This window comes from uncultured Xanthomarina sp. (genome assembly GCF_963971605.1).
In the GTDB taxonomy this organism is placed as follows: Bacteria; Bacteroidota; Bacteroidia; order Flavobacteriales; family Flavobacteriaceae; genus Xanthomarina; species Xanthomarina gelatinilytica.
Map to the genome: position 1 here is coordinate 1 of NZ_CAXATZ010000040.1, position 23,213 is coordinate 23,213.

At 34.3% G+C, this 23,213-nt stretch carries 25 protein-coding genes; 8 read left to right on the plus strand and 17 right to left on the minus strand.

Features of this window, described 5'->3' with window-relative positions:
- The 3 genes from AACY93_RS11880 to AACY93_RS11890 form a co-directional block, all read left to right on the plus strand.
- Nucleotides 1-937 (plus strand): glycine--tRNA ligase (locus AACY93_RS11880; protein WP_339612079.1); only part of this gene is annotated, 937 nt, incomplete at its 5' end.
- 466 nt (nt 938-1,403) lie between these two features.
- Complete coding sequence (locus tag AACY93_RS11885) at nt 1,404-2,441, plus strand: C10 family peptidase (RefSeq protein WP_286852912.1); 1,038 nt, start codon at nt 1,404-1,406, stop codon at nt 2,439-2,441.
- 8 nt (nt 2,442-2,449) lie between these two features.
- Entirely contained in the window at nt 2,450-2,920 is a 471-nt protein-coding gene (locus AACY93_RS11890; protein ID WP_286852911.1) for a hypothetical protein, read from the plus strand.
- 168 nt (nt 2,921-3,088) lie between these two features.
- On the opposite strand, the gene AACY93_RS11895 is transcribed toward AACY93_RS11890, so the two are convergent.
- The 8 genes from AACY93_RS11895 to AACY93_RS11930 form a co-directional block, all read right to left on the minus strand.
- Entirely contained in the window at nt 3,089-5,308 is a 2,220-nt protein-coding gene (locus AACY93_RS11895; RefSeq protein ID WP_286852910.1) for a TonB-dependent receptor, read from the minus strand.
- Nucleotides 5,309-5,590: 282 nt separating this feature from the next.
- A complete protein-coding gene (gene arfB / locus AACY93_RS11900; RefSeq protein WP_286852909.1) occupies nt 5,591-5,995 on the minus strand; it encodes an alternative ribosome rescue aminoacyl-tRNA hydrolase ArfB in 405 nt (134 codons plus the stop codon).
- Nucleotide 5,996: 1 nt separating this feature from the next.
- Complete coding sequence (locus AACY93_RS11905) at nt 5,997-7,547, minus strand: DUF4301 family protein (protein ID WP_286852908.1); 1,551 nt, start codon at nt 7,545-7,547, stop codon at nt 5,997-5,999.
- 4 nt (nt 7,548-7,551) lie between these two features.
- Nucleotides 7,552-8,112, minus strand: a complete 561-nt coding sequence (locus AACY93_RS11910; protein ID WP_286852907.1) for an ATP-binding protein — start codon at nt 8,110-8,112, stop codon at nt 7,552-7,554.
- Complete coding sequence (pnuC, locus tag AACY93_RS11915) at nt 8,073-8,705, minus strand: nicotinamide riboside transporter PnuC (RefSeq protein WP_286852906.1); 633 nt, start codon at nt 8,703-8,705, stop codon at nt 8,073-8,075. Before pnuC ends, AACY93_RS11910 begins: the two co-directional genes overlap by 40 nt.
- Nucleotides 8,689-8,949 (minus strand): hypothetical protein, encoded by a 261-nt coding sequence (locus AACY93_RS11920; RefSeq protein ID WP_007646809.1) that lies wholly within the window; start codon nt 8,947-8,949, stop codon nt 8,689-8,691. The genes pnuC and AACY93_RS11920 overlap by 17 nt, the downstream gene beginning before the upstream one ends.
- 124 nt (nt 8,950-9,073) lie before the next feature.
- On the minus strand, nt 9,074-9,841 hold the full coding sequence (locus AACY93_RS11925) for a geranylgeranylglyceryl/heptaprenylglyceryl phosphate synthase (RefSeq protein ID WP_286852905.1): 768 nt from the start codon (nt 9,839-9,841) through the stop codon (nt 9,074-9,076).
- 27 nt (nt 9,842-9,868) lie between these two features.
- Complete coding sequence (locus tag AACY93_RS11930) at nt 9,869-10,501, minus strand: 4'-phosphopantetheinyl transferase family protein (RefSeq protein ID WP_007646807.1); 633 nt, start codon at nt 10,499-10,501, stop codon at nt 9,869-9,871.
- Nucleotides 10,502-10,635: 134 nt separating this feature from the next.
- On the opposite strand from AACY93_RS11930, the gene ahcY reads away from it, so the two are divergent.
- Both ahcY and AACY93_RS11940 read left to right on the plus strand, forming a co-directional pair.
- Entirely contained in the window at nt 10,636-11,952 is a 1,317-nt protein-coding gene (gene ahcY, locus AACY93_RS11935; protein WP_007646806.1) for an adenosylhomocysteinase, read from the plus strand.
- A gap of 59 nt (nt 11,953-12,011) precedes the next feature.
- On the plus strand, nt 12,012-12,527 hold the full coding sequence (locus AACY93_RS11940) for a very short patch repair endonuclease (protein WP_286852904.1): 516 nt from the start codon (nt 12,012-12,014) through the stop codon (nt 12,525-12,527).
- 133 nt (nt 12,528-12,660) lie between these two features.
- Here the strand turns inward: AACY93_RS11940 and rpmA are convergent, their stop codons facing one another.
- The 4 genes from rpmA to AACY93_RS11960 all read right to left on the minus strand — a co-directional run bounded on the left by rpmA (nt 12,661) and on the right by AACY93_RS11960 (nt 15,209).
- A complete protein-coding gene (gene rpmA, locus AACY93_RS11945; protein WP_007646798.1) occupies nt 12,661-12,921 on the minus strand; it encodes a 50S ribosomal protein L27 in 261 nt (86 codons plus the stop codon).
- Nucleotides 12,922-12,964: 43 nt separating this feature from the next.
- Nucleotides 12,965-13,651 (minus strand): 50S ribosomal protein L21, encoded by a 687-nt coding sequence (gene rplU, locus AACY93_RS11950; protein ID WP_286827760.1) that lies wholly within the window; start codon nt 13,649-13,651, stop codon nt 12,965-12,967.
- A 77-nt stretch (nt 13,652-13,728) separates the two neighbouring features.
- Entirely contained in the window at nt 13,729-14,184 is a 456-nt protein-coding gene (locus tag AACY93_RS11955; protein WP_040491384.1) for a DUF4199 domain-containing protein, read from the minus strand.
- 146 nt (nt 14,185-14,330) lie between these two features.
- A complete protein-coding gene (locus tag AACY93_RS11960) occupies nt 14,331-15,209 on the minus strand; it encodes an EamA family transporter (RefSeq protein WP_286827761.1) in 879 nt (292 codons plus the stop codon).
- 89 nt (nt 15,210-15,298) lie between these two features.
- On the opposite strand from AACY93_RS11960, the gene AACY93_RS11965 reads away from it, so the two are divergent.
- Nucleotides 15,299-15,838 (plus strand): heavy metal-associated domain-containing protein, encoded by a 540-nt coding sequence (locus AACY93_RS11965; protein ID WP_286827762.1) that lies wholly within the window; start codon nt 15,299-15,301, stop codon nt 15,836-15,838.
- 55 nt (nt 15,839-15,893) lie between these two features.
- Here the strand turns inward: AACY93_RS11965 and AACY93_RS11970 are convergent, their stop codons facing one another.
- The 5 genes from AACY93_RS11970 to mutY all read right to left on the minus strand — a co-directional run bounded on the left by AACY93_RS11970 (nt 15,894) and on the right by mutY (nt 20,610).
- Nucleotides 15,894-17,018, minus strand: a complete 1,125-nt coding sequence (locus AACY93_RS11970; RefSeq protein WP_286827763.1) for a M23 family metallopeptidase — start codon at nt 17,016-17,018, stop codon at nt 15,894-15,896.
- A 63-nt stretch (nt 17,019-17,081) separates the two neighbouring features.
- The gene (gene gldD / locus AACY93_RS11975) at nt 17,082-17,663 is read right to left on the minus strand and encodes a gliding motility lipoprotein GldD (protein ID WP_286827764.1); all 582 of its coding nucleotides are present in this window, start codon (nt 17,661-17,663) and stop codon (nt 17,082-17,084) included.
- A 7-nt stretch (nt 17,664-17,670) separates the two neighbouring features.
- Nucleotides 17,671-18,969: a gliding motility-associated protein GldE gene (locus AACY93_RS11980; RefSeq protein ID WP_007646774.1), complete on the minus strand. Its 1,299-nt coding sequence runs from the start codon at nt 18,967-18,969 to the stop codon at nt 17,671-17,673.
- 63 nt (nt 18,970-19,032) lie between these two features.
- Nucleotides 19,033-19,476 carry a single-stranded DNA-binding protein gene (gene ssb / locus AACY93_RS11985; RefSeq protein ID WP_007646772.1) on the minus strand — a complete coding sequence of 148 codons (444 nt, stop codon included), beginning with the start codon at nt 19,474-19,476 and terminating at the stop codon, nt 19,033-19,035.
- A gap of 93 nt (nt 19,477-19,569) precedes the next feature.
- Entirely contained in the window at nt 19,570-20,610 is a 1,041-nt protein-coding gene (mutY, locus tag AACY93_RS11990; RefSeq protein ID WP_286827765.1) for an A/G-specific adenine glycosylase, read from the minus strand.
- Nucleotides 20,611-20,744: 134 nt separating this feature from the next.
- Here mutY and AACY93_RS11995 point away from each other — a divergent pair, with 134 nt between their 5' ends.
- Entirely contained in the window at nt 20,745-21,035 is a 291-nt protein-coding gene (locus tag AACY93_RS11995) for an HU family DNA-binding protein (protein ID WP_007646769.1), read from the plus strand.
- Nucleotides 21,036-21,497: 462 nt separating this feature from the next.
- Nucleotides 21,498-23,042 (plus strand): ribonuclease E/G, encoded by a 1,545-nt coding sequence (locus tag AACY93_RS12000; protein WP_286852903.1) that lies wholly within the window; start codon nt 21,498-21,500, stop codon nt 23,040-23,042.
- The last annotated feature ends 171 nt before the right edge of the window (nt 23,043-23,213 follow it).

Below are 23,213 nucleotides of genomic sequence, written 5' to 3' on the forward strand. Positions count from 1 at the left end.
TGGCGCTAGTGCAGAACATGCCATGGATTTATATTTACGTCCAGAAACAGCACAAGGTATTTTTGTAAACTTTTTAAACGTTCAGAAAACTGGACGCATGAAAATTCCTTTCGGGATTGCACAAACTGGAAAGGCCTTTAGAAACGAGATTGTAGCGAGACAATTCATCTTTAGAATGCGAGAGTTTGAACAAATGGAAATGCAATTCTTTATCAAGCCTGGAACACAAAAAGAATGGTTTGACTATTGGAAGGAAACCAGAATGAAATGGCATCAATCCCTTGGTCTGGGAGAAGAGAATTATCGTTTTCATGACCACGAAAAATTAGCACATTATGCAGATGCTGCCACAGATATTGAGTTTAAATTTCCGTTCGGATTTAAAGAATTGGAAGGCATTCACTCCAGAACAGATTTCGATTTAAAACAGCACGAAGCATTTTCTGGAAAGAAACTACAATATTTCGACCATGAAGATAATTCCAGCTACACACCTTATGTACTTGAAACGTCTATTGGTTTAGATAGAATGTTCTTGGCTGTGTTCTCCAACGCTTTGGTGGAAGAAGAACTGGATAATAACACCACAAGAACCGTTTTAAAATTACCAGCTGTTCTGGCTCCTGTAAAAGCAGCTATTTTGCCGTTGGTTAAAAAAGATGGCTTACCGGAAATTGCCAGACAAATTGTAGATGATTTAAAATGGGATTTCAACGTGGATTACGATGAAAAGGATGCCGTTGGAAGACGTTACAGACGTCAAGATGCCAACGGAACACCATTTTGTATTACTGTAGATCACGACACTTTGGAAGACAATACAGTAACCATACGTCATAGAGATACTATGGAACAAAAACGTGTAAAGATTGCTGATTTAAAAGAGATTATAAAAGCTGAGGTGGATGTGAAACATTGGTTGATGAAAATGAAATAAGCAATGTCACAGAGAGCTTGTCGAAATAAAACCTAAGGAATCTAAAAATAAAAAACTCCCAAGCTAATTTAGTTTGGGAGTTTTTTGTTATATACAAATTTTAAATGGTTTGAATTTGAATAAAAAAGACAAATATTACGGAAAAACCGTAATTATAAATGTGTATTTCATCGAAAACAAGTCAAATTTAAATTTTTTTTATAAAAACGTGTTGTTATTTTTAATAAGTTTATACTTATTAGAACCAAAAAAACCAAAGTATGTATGAAAAAATTTAACCTTACGAGACTACGAGACTACGAGACTACGAGACTTCAAGCAACATGTAGCTAAATTTCTGTTCTTATCTTTATTGACTATTGTTATATCATGTAGTAATGACAATGATTTTGATAATTCTAATACTCAATCTACAAATTATTTTGTTACAATAAATGATGTCAAGAATATAGTTCAATCCAACAGGTTGAAGAACAGTAAAAGTGTCTTTGACAGTATCAATATAGAAATAGACACTATTTATGAAGTTCCAGATAAGAATGATCTCACAGCATATTACATTATAAATTTTAAAGAAAAAGGGTTTTTTATTTTGTCTGCCGATAAAAGAATAGAACCATTTTTAGCTTATTCCGTTGAAAATTCACTCTATCTGGATTCCGAAGCATATCCATCTGGCTTAGTAAGCTGGTTACATTTTCAAAAAACATATGTAGAAGAAATTAGAAAGATAAATGGAGAAGCAACAGATTTTGTGAATCATTTATGGAATCAAGCAGATAATGGGTCTTTATCTCGAATGTTGTATGTTGGATATGTAGAAGGAGATACTGGTGGTGATGGAGGCAACCCGTTTTGTAATCCTTATATGGTTAAAAAAGAGCCCCTTTTGGACACAAAATGGGGACAGAGATGTACCTATAATTCTCAAGCTCCCTCAATGTCCTGCAGCCCAAATCAATGTGGTAATGCTTTAACAGGCTGTGTTGCTACAGCCATGGCCCAAGTTATGAAATACTATGAACACCCAAACAGCTACAATTGGTCTAATATGCCCAATAATGTTGGTAATTACAATGTTGCTAAGTTAATGAGGGATGTGGGCAACGCTGTTTCTATGGATTGGGGCTGTGATGCTTCTGGAGCGGGTGTTGAAGACGAAGTTCCTTCAGCATTTACACAAAATTTTAATTATTCTTCTGCCACCTATGATGATTATGATTATCAAGTTGTAAAATCCCAACTAAATCTCAATAAACCTGTTATTTTAAAAGGAGGAACAAATGCTGGCTGGTGGATTTTTGGAGATTATACTAAGGGTCATGCCTGGGTGGCTGATGGATACAGAAATTTAATTTACCCGTGTTATGGCTCTTATTTGCATTTCCACATGAATTGGGGATGGGAAGGCACTTATGATGGCTGGTTTAGTTTAAATAATTTTAATCCTGGTAATAGTAGTTATAATTACCAAAGAGGTATGGTTTATAATATTAACCCTTAAAATAAAATATGATGAAGAAATTAATGATATTAATAACAGTTTTTACTTTTTACGCTTGTAGTAAAAACGATGACAATAATGAGCAAACGTCTATTGACATTAGAATAGATATTACCATAAAAGATAGTGATGGCGTAGATTTATTAAACCCAGAAAATCCCAATGCGTATTTAGAAGAAGATATTTATTTAAAATATTTGGTAAATGGAGAAGAACAAAATGTGTATTATGGACACCAGGACCATCCTAAAAACCTATTTATTTTTGAACACGAAGGTACTTATAGAATACGTGTTTTTCCAAATACGGAAGCATCAGAAGAGTTTCCAATTACCTATATATATTGGAGTGAAACAGATAGGGATACCATAAAATGTGCCTATAATAGATATGGAAACAGTATTGTTTGTGATAAAGTATGGTTTAATGGAGACCTTATTTGGGATTCAGGAGAAAGATATATAGAAATAATTAAATGATTTTTCGAAACTTTCCTTGAAAGTTGTGGTAATTTTTTGATTAGCGAATATTAAAAAAGGATTCTTCACTGCACTTTGCTTCCTATTTTTGAGGTAGACATGAGTTCTGAATGATAAATTAAAACTCCCAAGCAGCATGAGCTTGGGAGTTTTTTGTTAATTGGAATTTTAAAACTTTAAAGTTACACCCAACAAAAAGTTTCTGGTTGCTTGTGGATAATATCCCGTTCCTTCAATCGTGGTTATTTGGTTTGGATCTGTCCAAGTGTCATCATAGGTATAATAGAACCCATTAGAACTGTACTTTTCACTAAATATATTATTTACCAATCCTGAGATAATAATAGATTTAAAAATAGATGTGGTTTCAATTTCATACATCACATTAAAATCGTTCACAAAATAACTGTCCAATTTGGAGGCTTCAGAATCTGTATTTCCCATATATTGCTCACCAACAAATTTGCTTAACAAAGACATTTGCAAGCCATTAATTGGCTTAAAAACAAATGCATTTCCTGCTACTATGTTTGGAGAAAACGATATGTTGGTTTCCCCTAAATCAACTATCCTTCCATCAATAGAAGCAAAGGTCTCTTTGTTTTTATTCATGCTTAAAGCCATGTTTGGTTGTACGCTAAATGCTTTGGAAATATTAAAAACAGCATCCACTTCCAGACCCAAACGGTAACTTTTTCCAGAATTGTCCCTAATAGGGTTCCCACTATTATTTATGGCGCCTGTTAGAACCAATTGTTCGTTATAGAGCATGTAGTATAGGTTGGTGTTTAGGCTAAAAAGGTTGGATGTATGCCTCCAGCCCAATTCAAAATCGTTTAATTGCTCTGGTTTGACATCGGCATTATTTTCAAAATCATCCCTGTTAGGTTCTCTATTGGCTCTCGCATAAGAAAAATACAGGTTGTTATTGGTATTTATATTATAGGAGACTCCTGCTTTTGGGTTGAAGAAATGATAATTTTTATCCACGATAAAAGGTGCCACATCAGAATTTGTTCCAGTAGTTTTATAATGTACATAACGGGATTGCAAATCCAGGTATAAACTAAGATGTCCATTTAATCTATATGTGGCTTTGGCAAATGAACTCGCGTCTATTTTTTTACCATTACCATTGTAATATCTGTCCCTTATCATGCTATTGCTTGCATATTGGGCCCAAATAATTTCACCAAAATGATCTCCAGAATACGTGCTGTAAGAGGTTCCTAAAATAACATTTAAGGCATTTGTTTTGTAATTCACATTGGCGTTTACTACATAAAAATCGTTATCCAGCCATCTGCGCCTTATCAAGTCGGTTTCAGTAAGGGTTTCATTACCTATGTCCACATTCTCCAATCCATAGTCCACAAATGCCTGGTCTTCTTTGTATTGCTCAAAATAACCTTTTCCTTTGGTGTAATTTAAAGCAAGATTGGTAGACCAGTTATTGTTGATTTTTTGGTTCCAATGAAATTGGTAATGATCTTGCTGGTAATTATCAATCTCATTATCGTAAAACTGCACATTACCATTTTCATCGGTATACATGCCAGCAGAGTTAAAGGTTCTATCGTGTTCTAAAAGATAAGGGTCTTCAATCCCGTTCCAAGATTGATAGGTTACTTCCTTGCCACTAAAGGTAATGGCTTTTATTAAGGTGCTTTCATCCACATAAGAGGCTTGAAGAAAATAAGACTTTAAATTTGAGGAAGCCCTATCTATGTAACCATCGGATGTTATTTGAGACAAACGTCCAGCAATTTCTATGTGGTCGTTTAGTAATCCAGTACTAAATTTTACGGTATGTTTCCAAGTGTTAAAACTCCCAAAACTATTGGCAATTTCTCCGTATGCTTTATTTGAAACTGCATCTGTAAGCACATTGATACTGGCTCCAAAAGCGCCAGAGCCATTGGTAGAGGTTCCTACACCACGTTGTAGTTGCAAGCTCTCAACAGAAGAGGCAAAGTCGCCCAAATTCACCCAAAAAGTCCCTAAGGATTCGGCATCGTTGTATGGTATGCCGTTAATGGTTACGTTTGTGGATTGCGCATTCACGCCTCGAACCCGAATTCCAGTGTAACCCACACCAGCTCCAGCATCGGAAGTGGTTACAACCGAAGGTAAATAATTTAATAAAATAGGGACATCTTGTCCTAAATTTCGCTTTTGCAACTGTTCCTTGGTTACATTAGAGTGGGTAATTGGAGACGTGGCATTGACACGAACAGCTTTTACCAATACTTCGTTTAAGGTTTCCAATTGTGTGGAATCTTGCTGTTTTTCCTGTGATAAAGCTGAAAAGCCAAAAAATAAAAAAAGTAAAAAAATGTGAAGGTTCTGCCTACTTTTAAAAGACAGGTGGTTGAATAAAAGTTTCATCCGATAAAATAAATTTATACGAATAAAAAGAGGTTATTATTCTTTGTTAATAATTGATTCTTATTTGAATGCTAAGGATTAGATTTTGCTTATATATTTCTAACTCTTAACGTTCGAGTCCCTAAACAGCATTACCTGTTCTAGGTTCATTGGGTATGATCTCAGCCGATAATAGGCACCCCTTTTTGAGAACGCTGCAAAGGTAAATCAGATTTTTTGTTTTTCTGCAAAAAAAACTTAAAAAAGTTACTAAAAACGCTTCTAGTAAATAGCGACAGAATACTAGACTTCAGGTGGCTTTCTATTGGCTTTCTTGTCAGCTTGTTGCTTCTTTTTTGATAAGCGTTTTAGTTTAACGGCTTTTGGGATTTTTGTGGGTTTTCGTTTTTTTGGGACTTTTAAACCTTGCTTAATAAGGTCTAGAAAACGTTTTACAACAAGTTCTTTGTTTTTATGCTGACTTCTGCTTTCATCGCTTTGTAATATAAGAATCCCATCAGTTGTTAGCCTATTGGATAAATTATTGAGAAGTAAGTTTTTTTGTGCCTCTGAAAACACTTCCGATTGTTTCAAATTGAAATTTAAAACTACTTTAGAAGCCACTTTATTGACATGTTGTCCTCCAGCACCAGAACTTCTAATGGCTTTAAAGGTCAGTTCAGAAATAAGTAAGGCTTCATCAAACATGTTATTGCACTTGATGGGTTGGTTTCAATAAATCTGTTACCGTTTTAACAGGATTAAAGGTAATTAGTGGCACTTCTACAAAAATGGTGTTCCAGTTTGCCATGCTTCCATTCCAAAGACCAGGCAATTCAAGAGCTTTAAGGTCCTTACCGGTTTTGGTTTTCATGGTTATGAATGCTGTTTTATGATCTATGAAGGTTTCTAAATTAAACGGATTGCCTTGATAATCTTTGATACCACAAACCAAATCTACGGGATTGAAATGCGTGGCATTTTTTAAAATGTCTTTTTGATGCTTGTCTTTTTTGTTGATTTGTGCAGACTCCACGATTTGTAAGGATACTTGGCCACTTTCGTCTTTAACCCAAAAAGGGCCTCCTCCAGGTTCCCCTTCATTTTTTACCATCCCACAAACACGTATCGGTCTGTTAAGCTTGTCCCTTAAGTAATCAATCTGATATTCCTTGGCATATTTTTCAAATTCAGAAGAAATAACCACATTCATTTTATTGGAAAGGAAATTTGCAATCTCAACTATTGTATTTTCAGAAATTGTTTGGCTTTCCAAGAGTCTTAAGTATTCAAATGCTTGACTTTGGATGTCCATTAAAATTCCAGCCAACATTTTTTTGTATTCGCTTACATCGTTTTCATATTTAAAAACCACCACGTTATCTATGTTCTTGATGAAAATAATATCGGCATCCAAATCGTTTAAATTTGAAAGTAAGGCGCCATGACCAGAAGGTCTAAACAACAAACTGCCATCTTCCAGTCTAAAAGGTTGGTTGTCTTCTGTTACAGCAATGGTATCTGTGGCTTCTTTTTGATAGGAAAAGGAAATTTCAAATCTGGTATTGGTTTTACGCTCAACAATGGTTTGTATTTTTTTAAACTCGTCGTCAAAAATATCTTTGTATTTTTCTGAAATGGTGTAGTGTAAATGTGCTTTGTTGTTGGTAGAAGCATAGAGGGCAGCTTCAAACAAATGCTCTTCAAAAGCTGTAGCAATGTGTTCTTTGTATTTATGAAAAGGCAAAAGTCCCTTTGGGTAAAAACCAAAGTTTAACTTATCTGGATCCAGCATGGTTTTTACAAACATATAACGTTGCATGTCTGTAGAGGATTGATGGTAATCTGGATAAATATCCTTTATTTTATTTAACACAATGTTGTAAAAAGGGAGTTTTTCCAACCCAACAAAAAACACAGCCAATAAGGATTCTTTGGTTCTGTTTATGTAAGCATTTACAGTTTCTTGATCTGGATTGTAATCTTCTATAAAACTAAAAAACGACTTAAACATTCTGGTTGCTGCACCAGAAGCTGGTACAAATTTTATAATGGAATGCTTGTTTCGTTTAGAATCGAACAAATTTATATATGCTTGTTTTTCAGATTCAGAGAGTTGTAAAATTCCATTTTGTATGGTGGCAGCAGATTCTAGGTTAATAAATGGCAAACCGGTTTTAAACAGTTCAATTTGTTTGATAATTTTATTTACTGTTAAGCCTTTATTTAAAATCTGGTTGATGTCTTTTTCGGAAAACATGAAATTACTTTTTTAATAATTTATCTATGTGCTCAATAGCTGTATCCAAGCGTTTGGAGAAACTTCCTGATAATAACACATATGGTAAGTTGTTGTTAATTAACTCGTCCTGGAACAAGTTAAACATAACTTCCCTTTCATGGGGTTTGTCTCTTATTCCATCAAATTCCCATGGGATATCAATATTAGTTAAAAAATAGAGATTATAGTAATTTTCCAAGGCATATTTGTTTAAAATTTCTGGCGAATAACCTTGGTAATACGCTTTGCTATATACTTTGGTTTCCAGTAAATTGGTGTCGCAAATCAATAAGCGATCTACTTGTTTTGCCAGAGCATTTTCCAAAGCTATTTGTCCTTTGGCAATAGTTAATACATCGGCTTTGGTTAAGGATTCGTTTTTTTTAGTTTTCTCTTCAGCAAAAATTCGAGAAAACTCGGGGACCCAAAGTGTGTTGTAGTGGGCAGCCAATTGTTTTGCCAAAACGGTTTTTCCTGTAGATTCAGGGCCAAACAACACAATTTTTATACACTTGCTATCTCTTTGCTTAAGAGTTTCTTCCATGATATATATCCATAAATTGCAATTATTGTAAAACCTAAATACTGTAAACTGGTAAACGTAAATCCTTTATAAAAATACAACGGAATGGATATTAAATCGCCAAGAATCCAGAAAATCCAGTTTTCCACTTTTCGTTTCGCCATAAGCCACATGCCCACAAAAAATATTCCTGTGGTTATGGTATCTATGTAAGCGACCCAAGTTGTCCACATATTAAAGGAATTGTAAACTATATATACAAACAATAGTGTGGCTATAAATATCCAAACACTGGCCATTTTTTCTTTTTTGTTTGTAAGCGAGATGGGTGTTAAATGCGTGTTGTCTACCTTTCGGGTCCAAACATACCAGCCATAGATGCTCATAATAAAGTAATAAGCATTAATTAGCATGTCTCCCAATAAACTCCATTTAAAAAGCAAATACACAAATATACTTGTGCTTATCATCCCTGTTGGAAAGACCAAAATATTATTTTGCTTAGAGCACCAGACAGATAGAAACCCAAAAAGAACTGCTATTATTTCTAAAACAATATCTACGGTTTCATAGGTTGCGTATTGCTCAAAAAAGAAATTAAAAATTTGGTTCATAGTCGCTCCTGTCTGTTTTTACAAGCTTCATGGTCAACACACATATATTTTGCGCTTCAAAAGATTTATGGATTTGCGCTATCAGAAAGGGCATCAATTCATCATATTCCCCAAAAATTTGAGTGCTTAAGGGGTTTTCCAAAACAGTAAATTTGGAATTCCTTAATTCTTTTATAAAGCTAATAACGTGTGTTTCGTAATCATCCTGTAATGGCGATAAAGTTAAGTCTACTGATATATTCATTGCTGTTATTTTTTATTCCTTCGTTTGTCTTTTGGCAAACACAAGAGAAGGAAATTATATTTGCTTACATCTATAAGGTTTTAAAAAACCTTGCAGGATTACTCTTATAAGTTATAAAATCCTTTTAATTTTCCCCTTTTGGCAAATGCCTGGAGGACAAAGAGGTTAATTCTTCAAAAAGAGCTTCATTGTCTTCAAAAGCTGTCCCAATAACCACTAGGTCTGCTCCAGAATTGTAGGCTTCCTCCAATTGTTTTTTTGTTCTAATACCTCCTCCAACAATTAAAGGAAGGGATATTTCTTTTTTCACGTTATTTATAATGGTTGAATCTATTGGATTTAAAGCGCCACTTCCAGCTTCCAAATAAATCAGTTTCATGCCTAATAATTCTCCTGCTTTTGCTGTGTCTACTATATCTTGAACAGAATCTTTAGACATTGGTTCTGTACCTGTAACTTTTTGAACAGCTGTTTCTTTACCGTTTTCAATAAGCAGGTAACCTGTAGGGATCACTTCAAGATGCATTTGGCGTAATTTTGATACGGAAGCGACCTGTTTTCCTATTAAGTATTCAGGATTTCTACCGGAAATTAAAGACAGAAACAGCAAAGCATCAGCTTGACCTGTAATTTGTGAAACGTCCCCAGGAAATAGGATTATAGGCAAATGGGTGTGTTTTTTAATTACTGAAACCAGTTGTTCTGTAGCAAAATCTGCAACTGTACTGCCTCCAACAAAAATATGTGTCGCCAAAGACTGGTTTATTTTCCCAATAAATTGAGATGCCATCTTAATGGTCATTTTATCAGGATCTATTAAAACGGCCAAAAGTTTTTCACTCTTGGATATGGCTTTTATTATCTGCTGATATATTGTTTCTAGTTGGTACACAAATACTGGGTTTCTATTTTAAATATTTTATTTAGAAGGCAATGCGTATGCACAGGTAAAACCTTCAAATTCAAAAAATTCGGTATAATACCTGTGTTTTCTATCTTGATAATCAATCCAAGCTATGGTGGAAGCTTCATTTATGGTAAAGGGGATTACCAAGGTGTGCTGTAAAAAACTCAGGCCAGGAGTTGCAAAAAGTTTGTATAAAGATTCTTTTATACACCAGATAACCGTTAATTTATTGATGTAATCCGGCTCGTCTGTTTTTAGGTATTGGAACTCATATTCCATAAATTTATGGGCAATGACACCAATTTTTTTACGTTGTTTTTCAATGTCTATGCCAACCTTAAAGTCACTTACAATTATGCCAGAAAAAGTAAAGGAGTGGGTAATGGAAATGTGTTTCCCATCTTTTAGATGTGGTTTGCCATTTTCGTCGTAAAACAAATCGGTATCTGTATAGCCAAATTCTGCCAGCAAATGTCTCACACTTAAAAAACCTCTTTGGTGCAGCTCGCTTTTCATGTTTAAAACACGTTGTAGGTTTTCAGGCTTCAAGTTGATGCCTTGAAACAAATCGTTATAGGATTCTGTAATCTTCCAGATTTTAACAGTAGTTTGTGAGTTAGGACTAAGGGTTTTATAAAGAGGCATTTAATATTCTAAAAGTTATTAGTTATCTTTGCACTGCCAAAAGCAGATTTAACAATTCCGGCAAGCGAATTTAACTATTTTAAGTGCTATTGCCAAAGTTGTTAGACTTTAAAAAACAATAAGAAAAATTAATTATGAATACAAAAACTGTTGCTTACGTACCATATAAGGTAAAAGATATCTCACTTGCAGATTGGGGAAGAAAGGAAATTGAATTAGCTGAAGCTGAAATGCCTGGCTTAATGAGTCTTCGTGAAGAATACAAAGAGTCTCAACCACTTAAAGGAGCTAGGATTGCTGGATGTTTGCATATGACCATTCAAACAGCTGTTTTAATAGAGACCTTACAAGCCTTGGGAGCTGAAGTAACTTGGAGTTCTTGTAACATTTTCTCTACTCAAGACCAAGCTGCTGCTGCCATTGCTGCCACAGGAACTGCTGTGTATGCATGGAAGGATATGACCGAAGAGGAATTTGACTGGTGTATTGAACAAACCTTGTTTTTTGGGGAAGATAGAAAACCATTAAATATGATATTGGACGATGGTGGCGATCTAACAAACATGGTTCTAGACAAATATCCAGAATTGGCTGCAGGAATTAATGGCTTATCTGAAGAAACCACTACGGGAGTTCACAGATTGTATGAACGTATGAAAGCTGGAACTTTGCCAATGCCAGCAATTAATGTGAACGATAGTGTGACCAAATCAAAATTTGATAACAAATATGGCTGTCGTGAAAGCGCAGTAGATGCCATCCGTCGTGCTACAGATGTGATGCTTGCTGGAAAACGTGTGGTTGTTTGTGGTTATGGAGACGTTGGTAAAGGTACAGCTGCATCCTTTAAAGGTGCAGGAAGTATTGTAACAGTTACCGAAATCGATCCTATTTGTGCACTACAGGCTGCTATGGATGGTTTTGAAGTGAAGAAACTGGAAACCGTTGTTGGGAATGCTGATATAGTAATTACAACCACTGGAAATAAAGATATTGTTCGTGGTGAGCATTTTGAAGCCATGAAAGATAAAACCATTGTATGTAACATTGGACATTTTGACAATGAAATTGATATGGCTTGGTTAAACAAAAACCATGGTCATACCAAAAACACCATTAAGCCACAGGTTGATAAATACACTGTTAATGGAACAGATGTCATTATCTTGGCACAAGGACGTTTGGTGAATTTAGGTTGTGCCACAGGACATCCTAGTTTTGTAATGAGTAACTCGTTTACAAACCAAACTTTGGCTCAAATAGAACTTTGGACCAATAAAGATGCTTATGAAAACAAAGTATATATGTTGCCTAAACACCTGGATGAAAAAGTAGCTCAATTGCATTTGGCTAAAATTGGCGTTGAATTAACAGAACTTCGTGAAGACCAAGCTAAATACATTGGAGTGCCAGTTGAAGGACCATTTAAGCCTGAATATTATAGATATTAATTATTATTAATATTTTTAGACAAAGCATTGGATACTAAAAATAAAAATCCCAAACTTAAATGTTTGGGATTTTTTATTTAAAACCTTTATATTTCATAGACTTTATGGTTTATAAAGAAGAAAAAATACAAGTCCCTCGTTTTAATGAAGCTTCAGGTTTTTATACCACAAAAAAGCGTTCAAGAATAATGAGCAGGATTTCAGGTAAAAATACCAAGCCCGAAATCATGTTCCGCAAAGCGCTTTGGGCAGAAGGAGTCCGTTATAGAGTTAACAATAAACAGCTACCTGGACGCCCAGATATAAGCATAAAAAAATATAAGCTCGCTATTTTTATAGATGGCGAATTTTGGCATGGTTACAATTGGGAAGAAAAAAAGCACAGCATAAAAAGCAACAAAGGATTTTGGATCCCTAAAATTGAGCGCAATATGCAACGAGATAAAGAAGTGAATCAGCAGCTTTACGATATGGATTATACCGTTTTTAGGTTTTGGGGAAAAGATATTAAAACAGATTTGGATAGATGTATTAATGATGTTTTGGTATTTATTACTTCTGGAACCTTCCCATAAACCGATCTTGTGTTTTATTGATTATATGCGAAACCAATACAATAAATTCTTAATTATATTGGTCAAAAAAAACAAAAACCCCTTTCAGACTTCCTGAAAGGGGTTTTTAAATTGAGTATAAAGAAACAGTTTCTTAAGCCTCAAATGGCTCAATAGAAACATAAGATTTGTTATCTTTTTTCTTTGTAAACTTTACAATGCCATCAACTTTAGCATGTAATGTATGATCTTTTCCAGCATACACATTCTCGCCTGGATTATGTGCAGTACCTCTTTGTCTAACGATAATGTTACCAGCTACAGCAGCTTGGCCACCAAATATCTTAACACCTAAACGTTTCGATTCTGATTCTCTACCGTTTTTAGAACTTCCGACTCCTTTTTTATGTGCCATTGTCTTTTAGGTTTTATGTTGTTAATATTAAATGAAACGAAAATTACTTTTCAATTCCACCATCTAATTTTTCTTGTAATGCTTTTAGTTCATCCCACTTACCATCTGCAGCTAATTTAGCTTGTTTTGGCCAAGTGTCTGTTACTAAATGAGCTAATCTTGAGCTAGCTTCAGTTAATACAGCGCTTAACTCTTCAGGTGTTGCTTTTGCAATTTTAGCAAAAGTTTCATATCCTGCATTTATTAAAGCTTCGGCAGCCTTAGGTCCAGCACCTTCAATTTTCTTTAAGTCATCTGCTTTTGCAGCCGATTTCTTTGGACTTGCTTTTTTAGCCTCTGTTTTTGGGGCAGCAGCTTTAGATTCAGCTTTTTTTGCCGGTTCAGCTTTTTTCTCTGCCTTAGCAGCTGGTTTAGCTCCTGAAGCAACAATGCTTTCAATTACGATTTCAGTTAAAGATTGTCTGTGACCATTTTTTACACGGTAACCTTTACGACGTTTCTTTTTGAAAACGATTACTTTATCACCTTTAAGGTGTTTTAAAACTTTGGCTCCTACTTGAGCTCCGTTTATAGCTGGGGCGCCTACAGTTACTTTGTCTCCATCTGCTAAAAGAAGTACATTGTCAAAAGACACTTGTTTTCCTTCTTCCGTAGCCAAACGATGAACAAAGACTTTTTGGTCTTTTTCAACTTTGAATTGTTGCCCTGCTATCTCTACAATTGCGTACATAGCGTAACGTTTATATTAATTAATTTGTTCAAAAAATGAGTGCAAATATACTGCTAATTAATTAAACTACAAACGTTTTATTTGTTTTCAGAAAGATTTTTACTGTTTTTAAAAATTTGCATGAAAGTCAGGCTTAATATCGCTGTTGACGAAAGCCCTTCTATAAGTATGATAAAAATTAAAATGCCTCCTCCTTGGTCGTAATCCTTAAACCATTCCCGAAGCAAAGTGTCCTTAAATTCAACATCCAGATGAAACATATATATGCTCATAAAAAGGGCAAACACAAAGGTGGCCAGAAATCCTGTTACAACACCGGTTTTAAATCCATTGATGTAAGTGAAAGTGTTTCCCGAAACCAATTTATATTGCTTAATAACGGTATAAATGCCAAAGGCCATGATGAAGCCATTAAACAACCGTAACCAAGGGTTGTTGTGCCATCCTATAAGTTTTAAAACCAAGAAATAAACAATCAGTAGTATGGCAGTTATGAGACCGTATTTTATCGAAATTTTAGCTGAGGTATTCATTTTAAAGGATTTAATGTTACTAAATTTCGTGATTATTTTACAAAAAGCATAATTTTTAAACAAAATTATAAACTTGGCTGTATCAGTTGGGATTGAAAATCCCCAAATCATATAAAGAAGATTGCTTATTTTAAACTGTACATCTGTTAGCGTTGCCTTTTGTGGGATAAATACACACCAAGTAAAATAATCAAGGTGGCGAATCCTTGAAGCAATGTAAAAGATTCACCATCCAACACGCCCCAAGTCAAGGCTACAATTGGCATTAAATAAGTCACCGAAGAAGCAAAAACAGGTGTGGAGATATGGATTAATTTGTTAAAGAGAACTTTGGCCAAAGCAGTCCCAAAAAAAGATAAAACGGTAACAAACACTAGCGACATTTTAAAATGTGTGTTCTCTAGGGTTTTGGCACTGAAAAAACCTGAAAAAAGTAAAACCAAAATAGCAGGTACCACTATTACCACGTAATTTCCTGCTGCAATGGCCAAGGGTTTTACAAATTGTAGATGTGTTTTTATAATGTTTACATTTAACGCATACATAATGGTAGAACCTATCACAAAACCTGCATATAAGTAATTTTGTCCTGGATTTAATTCGGCACCTTTTAAAATTAGGATAGCTGTTCCTATAAAGCCTATTATAACTCCTAAAACCTGTCTTCTGGTAGAGGCTATCCTAAAAACGGCAAAACCTAAAAGTATGGTGTTTAAGGGCACCAACGAGTTTAAAATAGATGCTACAGCACTATCTATTTCGGTTTCGGCAATGGCAAATAAAAATGCTGGAAAAAAAGACCCCAAAAACCCCGAAAGCGCAATCCATTTCCATTGGGATATTTCAATTTGCTTCACACTTTTATAACCAGCAACAAACAAAAACAAAGCAGTAATAATGGTTCTTAAGGCACCCAATTGATACGGACTTAAGCCTAAAAGTGACTTTTTAATAAGTATAAAAGAGCTTCCCCATATCAAGGACAAGACAAATAAATACAACCATTTAACTTGAATATGCTTCATAAATTACAACCAAACCACAAAATTGCTATTTTTGATGCAATAAACACTAATTATTAGTAATTTTGTATCTAAATCAATATTTAAAACAAATGAAATCATTAAAAAATATTATCGGTTTATTACTGTTTACCGTTTTTTTTACGGCATGTAAGAACGAAACAGCTCCAGAGGTAAAAACAGTGGAGCTTGAGACAACAACAGAAGAAGTGGCTACATTAGACCCAAATGCAACTTATGCTAAAGCAGAGTTTACCATTGAAGGTATGACCTGTGCCATGGGTTGTGCTAAAACCATTGAAAAGAAAATGGCTAAAATGGAAGGTGTAAAATCTGCCAAAGTGGATTTTGACAAAAAATTAGCTATGGTAGAATACGACGAAGCTAAAGTAACACCAACATCTTTGGAAGAGGTGGTTAAAAAAGCTGGAGATATGTATTCCGTAAAAGACATGCATGCAGTTGACGCTTTTGGTGAAAAAGCTGATACTGAAAAAACTGCTTGTGCAAAAGATTGTAAGAAAGCATGTTGTGCAGACAAAGCTGAAACATCTGAAACTTCAACAGACAAAAAAATGGCCTGCAAAGCGGATTGTAAAATGGCCTGTTGTGCAGAAAAAGGAAAAGCTTAAGTTTCCTTTAAAACATAATACTGAAAAAGCATCTCGATCGAGATGCTTTTTTTGTTTAAAACTCTATAACATCACTTTCCGAGGGTAACTTGTCTATAAACACTTCATGTAAGTTTGGTGAAAAAGGTGTTATTGGCTTTTCGTCCAGATAGCCAGGAGGTAGCGCACCTAATTTAATAAACTCAGGAAACGTATAAGGCAGACTTTCCATAAAAAGGCCATCTGCATATTCTTCCAGTTCTTTGTTCTCTGGATTGGTAAGCAAGTGCATATGTAAATGAGGGGCAAAAGAGTTTCCAGAATTTCCTAATCTCCCTAATACCTGACCAGTGTTTACAATGTCTCCAACTGATACTAATATGGAATTTGGTATTAAATGACAATATGTACTAATGGTACCATCAAGATGTTCAATATATACCACATTTCCTGAAGCGTTTGAAGTATTGGTCTCGTAATCCAATTTTCCAGGAGTTGTATTGTCTGGAATATTATTTTCAGTAAAAATCACTTTTCCTCCCTCTACTGCTTTAACTGGAAGGTTATAACAATGCCAATCCGTTAATTGTTCACCATTGTTTACGTATGGTAAGTTATTTACCATTAACGCATAGTCAATGGCATAACGTTGTGGATTGTTTCCTATAAGATAACCGTTTTGGGTTTCGTCAAACTGTAAATCTTGAAATGGAAATATTGCTCGGGTATGATAAGATGTGCTTCCAGGTGCTCCTTCTGCCAACCAAACCCCTTCAGGTACAGGAAATTGAATTGTTTTTGGATTTGGATACTGTGTTTCAACTTGTAATGGAAAAGTAAAGACCTGAAAGCTATTGTTGGTATCCTTATATTCAAAAGTGTGCAGTATCTCTTCTTTTTCCCATCCGGATTCTGGATATTCAATCCAAATGTGCGCAATGTGCAGATCGTTGCGCGTGATAAAATCTGTATAAGACAATAACAAACTGTCATCATAAATAATATCTACCTTCTCTAAGTGTGGTGTTTTAATATGTAAGTCGTAAACCAACCATGTGCCATTGGTGTTTATAACTTTAACTGGAGCAGTAGGAAGTGCAATATGGAAGTCTGCATCCTCACTTAAGTTATCACTTTTATTACAAGAAAGAAGAACTGCAAAGAGTAAGAAAACAATTGTTTTATAAGCTTTAAAAACCATGAAATAAGTAATGTTTTAAATTATTTTGGAGATGAATATAAAAAATAATTTAAACATGAGGCTCTATTTCCAGGAAACCGTTTCCATAATATGCTTGATGTCTTTCTCAAGATATTTTGCAGCAGGATAAATGGAATCGTAATTAGGTTTGGCGTAAAAGTATAGCGAACCGGTTAAAAAATGATTTGTACTGTCTGTAACATAAAACTGCGATTGGGAAGCTGCATTTCCACCCACTTCGTATAACATGCCATACACTTTTCTAGCTTTATTTTCATAAGGCTGTTCAATAATTTCATCAGCTTTCCTTGTGTGTTCTTGAGTAAATTTTTGGGCATCTCGTAAAAACGCCATTAAATTGTCAGGATTATTATCTATACTTTTGTAAGTTAAGTAAATAGATCCTCTAAGACTTGGATATTGCAAGGTAACGCCATAGCTTTCAGTAGGTCCTGAAATGGATTTGGTTTCCACATGGCTTGCCAATTTGTTTTTCTCTATGGTAAAAGGAAGGTTTTTATGAAACTCTTGGTATGTTGGTTCTGGAAACTCCAGTCTTAAATAGGCTTGAGGTTTGGGCACTGGATCTTGGCCACAGGATAGGCAGATAAAAAAAATACCAAAAAATAGAATACTGTTTTTCATGTTGGGTTTATGGTAAGGTTACTTTAACTCGCTTGATGCGTTTGTTATCTAAAGCTTCTACAGTAAAAACGTAATTTTCAAATTTTATTTTACTTCCTATTTTTGGGAAACCACCAGATGTTTCCAAAACAAAACCAGCAACTGTCTCGGCTTCGCCTTTGGCTTCTTCAAAAAGCGCATCTGATTCCAGTTTTATGATTTTATAGAAATCCTTTAAGGGGGTTTTTCCTTCAAAAACATAGTTTTTGTCGTCCAGTTTGGAATAGATTAAATCTTCATCATCATATTCATCACTAATATCACCTACAATTTCTTCTATAATATCTTCTAAGGAAATAAGCCCGGAAGTCCCTCCATATTCATCAACCACAACGGCTAAATGGACTTTTTTCTCCTGAAACTCGGCCATTAAATCGTCCAGTTTTTTGTTTTCAGGGACAAAGAAAGGGTCTCTAATAAGGGTTGTCCAATCAAATTGTTTTCTATCAATATATGGCAACAGGTCTTTTACATACAGAATGCCTTTAATTTTATCGATATTATCTTCAAAAACAGGGATTCTGGAATAGCCATGATTGATGATTTCAGGAATGATTTCCAGATATTTTTGATTGATGTTTAAGGCAAAAATATCAATTCTTGGACGCATGACCTGTTTGGTATCTGTGTTGCCAAAAGACACGATGCCTTGTAATATTTTCTGTTCTTCTTTGGTGGTGTCGTGTTCACTGGTTAATTCCAAGGCTTGCGAAAGCTGATCGACACTTAAGTTGGATTTTTGTTTCCCCAATTTACCATGAATAGACAAGGTTATGCTTCGCATAGGCAGACTTATGGGAGAAAAAACAACATCCAACATCTTTAACGGATACGCCATGAAGTTAGAAAATTTCACTTTGTTCCTACTGGCATAGATTTTTGGTAAAATTTCACCAAAAAGCAAAATTAGGAAGGTAATTACCACGACTTCTACTATAAATCTAAGGATAGGCTGTGTGATGCCAGTAAAGATAAAATCACCCAAATAGGCAAAGAGAATAACAATGCCAATGTTAATGAAATTGTTGGCCACCAAAATGGTTGCCAACAGTTTTTTGGGCCTTTCCAAGAGCGAGGCAATAATTTTAAAGGTGTTTGGATTGTCTTCCAAGCCATTTTCCAAATCGGTCCTGTTAAGGGAAAACAAAGCCACTTCTGCTCCAGAAATAAGTGCAGAGCACAGTAGCAGCAAAGCAAGTAACACAAAACCAAATACAATTGAAAAATCAACCAGCTCAAATAAATTGTTCTGGAAATTTGCTAACATTAATGCATTAAAACTCGAGGGTTCAGGATCCAATGATAAAAAGTTTAATTTTACAAAATATGGTTAAAATGGAAGATCGTCGTCTTCTTCTTGTATTTGTTTGTTAGGTTGCTCTTTTTGCTCCATGGATTTTGGAGCTGCTGTGTTTGCTTGTTGTTGTTCACTTTCGCTTTTGGTAGTTAGGAAGGTGAAATCTGTACAATGAATTTCGGTAGAATACCTGTCGTTACCGCTATCGTCCTGCCATTTTCTGGTTTTTATTCTACCTTCAATATAGACTTTATCACCTTTAGAAAGATACTTTTCACAAATTTCGGCAGCTTTGTTTCTTACAACTATGTTATGCCATTCTGTATTGGTGATTTTTTCGTTGGTTTGTTTGTTGGTGTAGGTTTCGTTTGTGGCCAAAGGAAAACGACCAATACAGTTCCCACCATCAAAATAGTGCATTTTCACTTCATCTCCCAAATGACCAATTAACATGACTTTATTTAAAGTTCCAGACATAATATGTTTATAAGTTAATAATTAGCAAAATTACGTAATTGCTTTTCATTTATTTAAAATTAATAAAAAATTATGAGTGAATTTGTTAAAGTGTTAAAAATTAAAATCGTCAATAAATTTCTCAATTAAAACAGGAACGGCATAATCTCTTAGGTTTTTAATGGGAATCCCAGAAGTTGGTAGCTTATTTAAATTAACAATCCAGAATTTAGTGTGTAAATGTTGATGGGATAATTTATGTACAATATCTGTGTCATTAAATAATATTAGCTCATAATTTTCGCCATTGAGCAAAGGATACGTTTTTAATTTTGATTTAAAATCGTTTAAATGGGTTGCTTTTTCGGTTTCAATTAAAGGGAATTGGTATAGATTTTTCCAGATGCCTTTTTCTTCTCTTTTTTCCAAAATGGTTTGGCCAGAACTTGATATAAATACCAAAAAATTGAAATATTTTTTCACAGGCTTTTTGGCTTTTAGTTTTACAGGTAATGCTGCCACCAACGATTTGTTGTATGCCACACATGACTCTTTAAAAGGGCATACTGTACAATCTGGATTTGTTGGCATGCACTGCCTGGAACCAAAGTCCATAATGGCTTGATTGTGTTCTGCTGGATTGTTTTTGTCAAGAATTTCTTGAGCCAATGCTTTAAAAGTTTTAAACCCATTGGTTGTGTTTATAGGTGTGTTTATGCCAAAATATCTAGATAAAAACCGATACACATTGCCATCCAGCACAGCTGTATTTTCATTAAAGCAAATGGAAGCAATGGCACTTGCCGTATAATCACCAACACCTTTTAGTTTTAAAAGCCCTTTATAGCTGTTGGGAAATTCCCCATGAAGTTCATATGCCACATATTTTGCAGTTGCATGAAGGTTTCTAGCCCTGGAATAATAACCCAGACCTTGCCATAATTTTAAAACCTGACTTTCTTTAGCCTTAGCAAGTTGAAAAACAGTAGGATAATTATTTACAAATGCTTCATAATAAGGGAGTCCTTGCTTGATTTGTGTTTGCTGCAAAATAATTTCAGAGAGCCAAATATAATACGGATTAGTGGTGTTTCGCCAAGGTAAATCGCGTTTATGAATTGAGTACCAAGATGTTAAAGTTTTTGTAATTGTCATTAAAAATGTATATTGGCAACAAAAATAAAGGTTTATAATCTTAAATTTTAATGAATTAGGTTTGAAATATTGAATTTTAAATTCCTATATTTGCATCCCTTTAAATAATTAATAGTAACTTAAATAGATTAAAAATGACTAAAGCTGATTTAGTAACGAAAATTTCTGAAAAATTAGGAATTGAAAAAGGCGATGTTCAAGCAACTGTTGAAACATTTATGGAAGAAGTAAAAACTTCTTTAGAGAGTGGAGATAATGTGTATTTAAGAGGTTTTGGTAGTTTTATTGTTAAAACTAGAGCTGAAAAAACTGGAAGAAATATATCAAAAAACACAACTATTAAAATTCCTGCTCATAACATCCCAGCATTTAAACCTGCAAAAGTATTTGTAGAAGGAGTAAAAACAAACGTAGAGGTTAAATAAGACCTATAATATTAATTTTTTAAAAAGCATAACTTATGCCAAGTGGTAAAAAAAGAAAAAGACACAAGGTTGCAACGCATAAGCGTAAGAAAAGAAGACGCGCTAATCGTCACAAAAAGAAAAAATAAGTCGAAAAAGTAGTTAGATAACTACTTTTTTGGTTTTACAACACAAACGTTCTTTGAAATGAGTTTTATTTAAATGGTGCATAACCTTGCACAAAAAAATAAACTCCACGGATTTTTAAATCCTGTGACATGTTACAATTTATTGTTTGGGATCGTCCCAAGCGTAAATTGTATCATGATATCTAGAATTGTAATTATACGTTTTAGATATAAAATATTGTATCATCCATCTGTATAATTTGTTTTTAAGTACATGGTTGGCAGTTGTTATTTTATGAAATGGCAACTATTAACCAATGCTTTTAAGCAAAGCGTATGGATAAAAATTAACAAAATGGATAAAGAATTGATTATTCGATCTGGTTCAGAACATGTTGATTTTGCCTTATTAAAAGATGGAAAACTAATTGAATTACATAAGGATGAAGGAAGTAACAACTTTTCTGTTGGTGATGTGTTTATAGCCAAAGTAAGAAAAGCTGTTCCAGGGCTAAATGCTGCTTTTGTAAATGTAGGCTACGAAAAGGATGCCTTTTTACATTATCATGATTTAGGACCAAAACTCCCTTCCCTTTTAAAATTCACAAAAAGTGTAAGCACAGGTAAACTAAAAGATTTTAATCTTAACAAATTCCCATTTGAAAAAGATATTGATAAAGACGGTAAAATTAACGACGTCTTAAAATCAAATCAGTCTATATTAGTGCAAATTGCCAAGGAACCTATATCAACCAAAGGCCCTAGAATAAGCTCAGAGCTTTCTATTGCTGGAAGATATATTGTTTTGGTGCCTTTTTCCGACAGAATTTCTATTTCACAGAAAATAGAGAACAAGGCTGAAAAAGACCGATTGAAACGTCTTGTAAAGAGCATAACGCCACAAGGCTTTGGTATTATTGTACGAACTGTAGCAGAAGGCAAAAAAGTAGCCGAACTAGATAAAGATTTACAGAATTTGTTAGGTCGTTGGACCGCAATGTGTAAAAAGCTACATAAAGCCCATCATCCAAGTAAAGTATTAGGAGAGTTAAATAAAGCATCGTCCATTTTGCGCGATATTTTTAATGACACCTTTACAAGCATACATGTTGATGATGAAGAGCTTTATATTCAAATTAAAGATTATGTGCATGAAATTGCACCAAAAAAAGAATCAATAGTTAAGTTGTATCAATCTAATGTTCCAATTTTTGAAAAGTTTGGTATTGAAAGACAAATAAAAACCTCTTTCGGAAAAACTGTTTCCATGGCCAAAGGTGCCTATGTTATTATTGAACACACAGAAGCTTTACATGTTATAGATGTAAACAGTGGTAATAGATCGAATAAAGAGAAATCTCAAGAAGATACTGCCTTAGAAGTAAATTTAATTGCGGCTACAGAAATTGCCAGACAATTAAGCCTTCGGGATATGGGAGGGATCATTGTGGTGGACTTTATTGATATGACCAAAGCTGAAAACAGAAAAAAGCTCTTCAATCATTTACGAGATGAAATGAAGCACGATAGAGCTAAACACAAAATTTTGCCTCCAAGTAAGTTTGGGTTAATACAAATAACAAGACAGCGTGTAAGACCTGAAATGAACATTAAAACCAGAGAGGATAACCCAAATGGTTCTAATGGCGAAGAAGTTGAAGCACCAATTGTATTGATCCAGAAAATGACTCACGATTTGGAGCAATTATTTAAAAAAGACTATAAAAAGATAACCTTAAACACACATCCTTTTATAGCAGCCTTTTTAACAAAAGGCTTTCCATCTATTCGTTCAAAATGGTTTTTTGAACATAAAAAATGGGTTAAAGTTTTACCAAGAGATGCTTACACATACTTAGAATATCATTTTTTTGATAAAAAAGGTAATCAAATTAAATAATTAAAAAAGCCTTGCTATTAGTTTAGCAAGGCTTTTTTTATACGCTATTAATTTAAATAGTTGTCTAATTTTGAGAAGGACCACCACTAACAATAATAAACTCAGAACGTCTGTTTGTTTGATATTGTTCTTCGGTACATCCAGAACCACAATCTATTTTTGGCTCTTTTT